This is a genomic window from Cellvibrio sp. (assembly GCF_053579595.1).
Genome location: NZ_JBRFPI010000374.1, coordinates 1 through 4,355 on the forward strand (window position 1 = coordinate 1; position 4,355 = coordinate 4,355).

Here is a 4,355-nt window from a genome sequence, read left to right on the forward strand (position 1 = left end):
GCAATGCTTTTACCGGCATTGACCAATGCATGAATTTTCTCTCTAGCGTTCTGCCAAGCGTCCTGAAAAAGTTGTTCAGGTGCATGATCATCCTCAATCGGCAAGTGAAACCATTCCAACCCCAACTTTGCACAGAGTTCGGGTAAATCAATGACCCCGCTGCCGATGCAGAAACTTATGCGCATTTGCTGAAATTTGATTCGGTACAGGGCACTTGGCCGGAAACGGTTAGTGCAGAAAATGGTGCGCTGATCATTAACGGGAAATCGATTCGCATCACCACCAACAAGGCAATTGCCGACACCGACTGGTCGGATTGTGATCTGGTGTTTGAAGCCAGTGGCAAGATGAAAACCGTTGCCGTATTGCAAGCTTATCTTGACCAAGGCGTTAATCGCGTTGTCGTGAGCGCGCCAGTAAAAGAAACTGGCGCACTGAATATTGTGATGGGTGTAAACCAGCATCTGTTTAATCCCGCCGAGCATCGCATCGTCACCGCTGCATCCTGCACCACCAATTGCCTGGCACCAGTTGTGAAAGTGATTCACGAAAAACTGGGAATCAAACACGGTTCTATTACGACTATTCACAATCTCACCAACACCCAATCCATTCTGGATCAACCGCATAAAGATTTGCGCCGTGCACGTGCATCCGGTTCCAATTTAATTCCGACCACAACCGGATCGGCGACAGCGATTGCTGAAATATTTCCGGAATTGCGCGGCCGCTTGAATGGTCATGCGGTACGAGTTCCTTTGGCCAATGCGTCACTGACGGATTGTGTCTTTGAAGTGGAACGCGCCACCACGGTTGAAGAAGTGAATGGCTTGCTGAAAGCCGCCAGTGAAAACGAACTGCTGAATATTCTGGGCTATGAAGAGCGCCCCCTGGTGTCTACCGATTACTGCGGTGATCCACGCTCGTCAATTGTGGATGCTTTATCCACCATGGTGATTAACGGCACCCAGGTAAAAATCTATGCCTGGTACGACAACGAATGGGGTTATTCCAATCGCACGGTTGAATTGGCAAAACTGGTCGGCCTTGCGGACGCAGGAGCATAAACATGGCAACTACCGGGGCTGGCAAGCTGAGCGCAGAGATAAAACAATATTTTGTTGTCACCGGCAATTATTGGGCATTTACCTTAACCGATGGCGCCTTGCGCATGCTGGTGGTGTTGCACTTTCACCAATTGGGTTATAGCCCGCTGCAAATTGCTGCCCTGTTTTTGTTTTATGAAATTTTTGGTGTGGTCACTAATTTGGTGGGCGGTTATCTCGGTGCCCGCATCGGCCTTAACCGCACCATGAATATCGGCCTCGCGCTGCAAGTTATCGCACTGTTGATGCTGGCAGTGCCCACGATCATGCTCACCCCGATTTGGGTCATGGGCGCTCAGGCGCTCTCGGGTATCGCCAAAGACCTCAACAAAATGAGTGCAAAAAGTTCGATCAAATTATTGGTGCCGGGCGATCAACAGGGCAAATTATTTAAATGGGTTGCGCTGCTGACAGGCTCCAAAAATGCATTGAAAGGCGTTGGCTTTTTTCTCGGTGGCGCATTGTTGGCGCTGATGGGTTTTACCGGTGCAGTCGTCGCTATGGCCATCGCGCTGGGTGTGATTTGGCTGGCGAGCCTGATGCTCCTGAAGAAAGATTTAGGCAAAGCCAAAAACAAACCCAAGTTCAGTGAATTGTTTTCCAAAAGCCGTGCAATCAATATTTTGTCGGCCGCGCGCCTGTTTTTATTTGGCGCGCGCGATGTGTGGTTTGTGGTGGCCTTGCCGGTATTTTTAAGCAGCCAGCTCGGTTGGGATTTTTGGTGGGTGGGCGGTTTTCTGGCGGCCTGGGTGATTGGTTATGGCATTGTCCAATCTATCGCACCACTGATTATCGGCAAAGCACAAGGTAAGGTTCCCGGTGGTGGTCACGCCTTCCTATGGGCACTTATCCTTACTGGTATTCCTGCGGCTATTGCACTGGGCATGAGTGCGACCAGCTTGCCGGTGACTCAAGTATTGATTGGTGGTTTGTTGGTATTCGGCGCCGTGTTTGCGATCAATTCGTCACTGCACAGTTATTTGATTGTGAATTACGCGAAGTCCGACGGCGTTTCATTGGATGTCGGTTTTTATTATATGGCAAATGCCTTGGGGCGCTTGATAGGCACCTTATTATCTGGCTGGGTTTATCAGGTCGCCGGGCTGGAAGCGTGTTTGTGGGTATCGACCGGTTTTATTGCGTTGGCAGCGTTAATTTCATTGGCGTTACCAAAACAGGTTGCTCCAACGTAATTTTTCTCTGTGATAAGCCGAACAAAAAAAGCCCGACTATTTTTGCAAATAGTCGGGCTTTTTAAATTCCGGATTTACTCTGCTTTTGCAAGCAACTTCAAATACTCTTCTGCGGTTTTCATATCATCGGTCTTGAGTGTTTTTCCTTCAGGGCCTTTACCAATCAACGTGACTTGTTTTGCTGGCTCGCCATGCTCCTGAAATTGTTTCAAGGCTTCAGAATCCGTTTTAAATACCCACACACGGCCATCTTTTTCAAAGGTGACGAAACCTGGTTTATCGTAAGGGCCAGCGAATACAGACATCGAAACAAACGCAGTCAACGCGGCAATTGCCAATGATTTTTTCATGAAATTATCCTCGCAGTGTTTAAATTTACCGGGGTCAATTTCAACAGCGGCAGGTTACGGTTTTATGACAGTCGTAACATTTCCGTTAAGATTTAGCCAGATAATGCTCGATTTCCTCCGCTGTAGTTCGCGCCGTCCGCCCTACACCGATAAGCGTGGCAGAGGCCAATCCCGTCCACTCGCCGTAACCGACTAACCACAAGCGTGGTTCCTGTACTGAGCGGGTACCCTCCACATCAACTTTGCCTTCAGAATTGATTACGCCCAATGAATGCAAATGCGAAAGTGCGGGGCGAAATCCGGTACACCAGATCACGGCATCTACCGAAGTCTCGGAACTATCTTCCCAGATAACACTGGTCGCCGTGAACTGTTTGAACGGCCGCACGGAATGCAGCACGCCACGTTCGCGCGCCTCTTTAACGGGTGGCACCATGACCACATCGCCCAAACCACCCACGGGTTGATCGACCTCTCGCCCTTCAAGATGCGCTTTCCAGCGATCCGTAGCGCGCTGGAATAACACGCGCCCATCCACATCATCGGGCAAAAACAGCGGTTCACTCGGAGTAACCCAGGTGCTATCAGCAAGGCGCGATACTTCCGCGAGAATTTGCGCCCCGGAATTGCCGCCGCCTACGACCAGCACTTTTTTATTTTGGAAAGGTATAGGGGATTGGTAGTGAGCCGAGTGGAGCTGAAGCCCTTGGAATAGATTGATACCGGGATAAGGTGGTATGAACGGATTTCGCCAGGTACCGGTGGCACTGACCACGACACGCGCATGCCAAGTCTGGTGTTGGCTGACAACTTCCAGATGATCGCCATGGTTATTCACGGCATTGACTAACAGCGGACGCTGCACCGGAAATTCGTACCGGGATTCATAGTTGGCCAGATACCGAATTACTTGATCGCGACTTGGGTAAGTTTCCTGCGTGGGTGGCATTTGCCAGCCCGATAACGAACTCCAGGTGGAGGGCGAGAAAAGACGCAAACTGTCCCAGCCATGTTGCCAGGCACCGCCGGGGGAAGTCTCTGCATCCAGAATAACGAAGGAGTAATCCGTGCGACGCAGATAGTAAGCTACAGAGAGTGCGGCCTGACCGCCGCCGATAATAACGACATCAACCATTGTTTCCATTACAACGAAGATCCTTTATCCAAACTCATCAAGAAAGCATTAGCGCTATGCCCGTAATTTCACATGACAGGATAGCGCTAATTTAACCAAAGCCATTCATTTGAATTATTTGATCGTATTGTTGCGAGTTTTAAACCAACTCCAACCGAAGCCACCTGCTGCAACAAAGGCTACGATTATTTGTGAGATAAATGTCTCCAGTGTGGGATAAAGTCCGAGCCATTCGATACGTGGGATCGTAATGAGCGTTACGCCTATCCATCCTGCCTCTTGCAAAGCGGATACGCCCTTGCCAATTAACACTACCGCAAGTACAACCACCAAAATGGAGGTAAAAGAGAAGAATGTTCCAAGCGGCATACGTGCGCTTGTGCGCAGCAATGCCCACGCGATTATTATCAATAACACTAACGCTGTGAAAAAACCGGCCATCAACGCGCCGCCATTTCCATCTGCTGCCAGTGCGGAATAAAACAACACAGTCTCAAAAACCTCTCGATACACTGCGATGAATGCCAGCGCGAACAATGCCCACGCTGAACCCTGCGACACTGCCTTTGAC

The 4,355-nt window shown here is 49.8% G+C and carries 6 protein-coding genes; 2 read left to right on the plus strand and 4 right to left on the minus strand.

Annotation, left to right across the window (positions count from 1 at the left end; all coding sequences use genetic code 11):
* The coding region (locus ACWA6V_RS17960) for a hypothetical protein (RefSeq protein ID WP_449523780.1) at window positions 1-185 on the minus strand (185 nt) is incomplete at its 3' end.
* On the opposite strand from ACWA6V_RS17960, the gene ACWA6V_RS17965 reads away from it, so the two are divergent.
* A complete protein-coding gene (locus tag ACWA6V_RS17965; RefSeq protein ID WP_449523781.1) occupies window positions 186-1,067 on the plus strand; it encodes an ArsJ-associated glyceraldehyde-3-phosphate dehydrogenase in 882 nt (293 codons plus the stop codon).
* Window positions 1,068-1,069: 2 nt separating this feature from the next.
* The gene (gene arsJ, locus ACWA6V_RS17970) at window positions 1,070-2,299 is read left to right on the plus strand and encodes an organoarsenical effux MFS transporter ArsJ (RefSeq protein WP_310076189.1); all 1,230 of its coding nucleotides are present in this window, start codon (window positions 1,070-1,072) and stop codon (window positions 2,297-2,299) included.
* 74 nt (window positions 2,300-2,373) lie between these two features.
* Here the strand turns inward: arsJ and ACWA6V_RS17975 are convergent, their stop codons facing one another.
* The 3 genes from ACWA6V_RS17975 to ACWA6V_RS17985 all read right to left on the minus strand — a co-directional run.
* The gene (locus ACWA6V_RS17975) at window positions 2,374-2,649 is read right to left on the minus strand and encodes a hypothetical protein (protein WP_261948121.1); all 276 of its coding nucleotides are present in this window, start codon (window positions 2,647-2,649) and stop codon (window positions 2,374-2,376) included.
* A gap of 85 nt (window positions 2,650-2,734) precedes the next feature.
* Window positions 2,735-3,793, minus strand: coding sequence for an ArsO family NAD(P)H-dependent flavin-containing monooxygenase (locus ACWA6V_RS17980; RefSeq protein ID WP_310076186.1), 1,059 nt, complete (start codon window positions 3,791-3,793; stop codon window positions 2,735-2,737).
* A gap of 105 nt (window positions 3,794-3,898) precedes the next feature.
* Window positions 3,899-4,355 (minus strand): FTR1 family protein (locus tag ACWA6V_RS17985; RefSeq protein WP_449523782.1); only part of this gene is annotated, 457 nt, incomplete at its 5' end.

Coding starts and splice junctions, on each gene's coding strand:
- ACWA6V_RS17975 (WP_261948121.1), bottom strand. CDS start 2,649: ATGAAAAAATCATTGGCAATTGCCGCGTTGACTGCGTTTGTTTCGATG.
- ACWA6V_RS17980 (WP_310076186.1), bottom strand. CDS start 3,793: ATGGAAACAATGGTTGATGTCGTTATTATCGGCGGCGGTCAGGCCGCA.
- arsJ (WP_310076189.1), top strand. CDS start 1,070: ATGGCAACTACCGGGGCTGGCAAGCTGAGCGCAGAGATAAAACAATAT.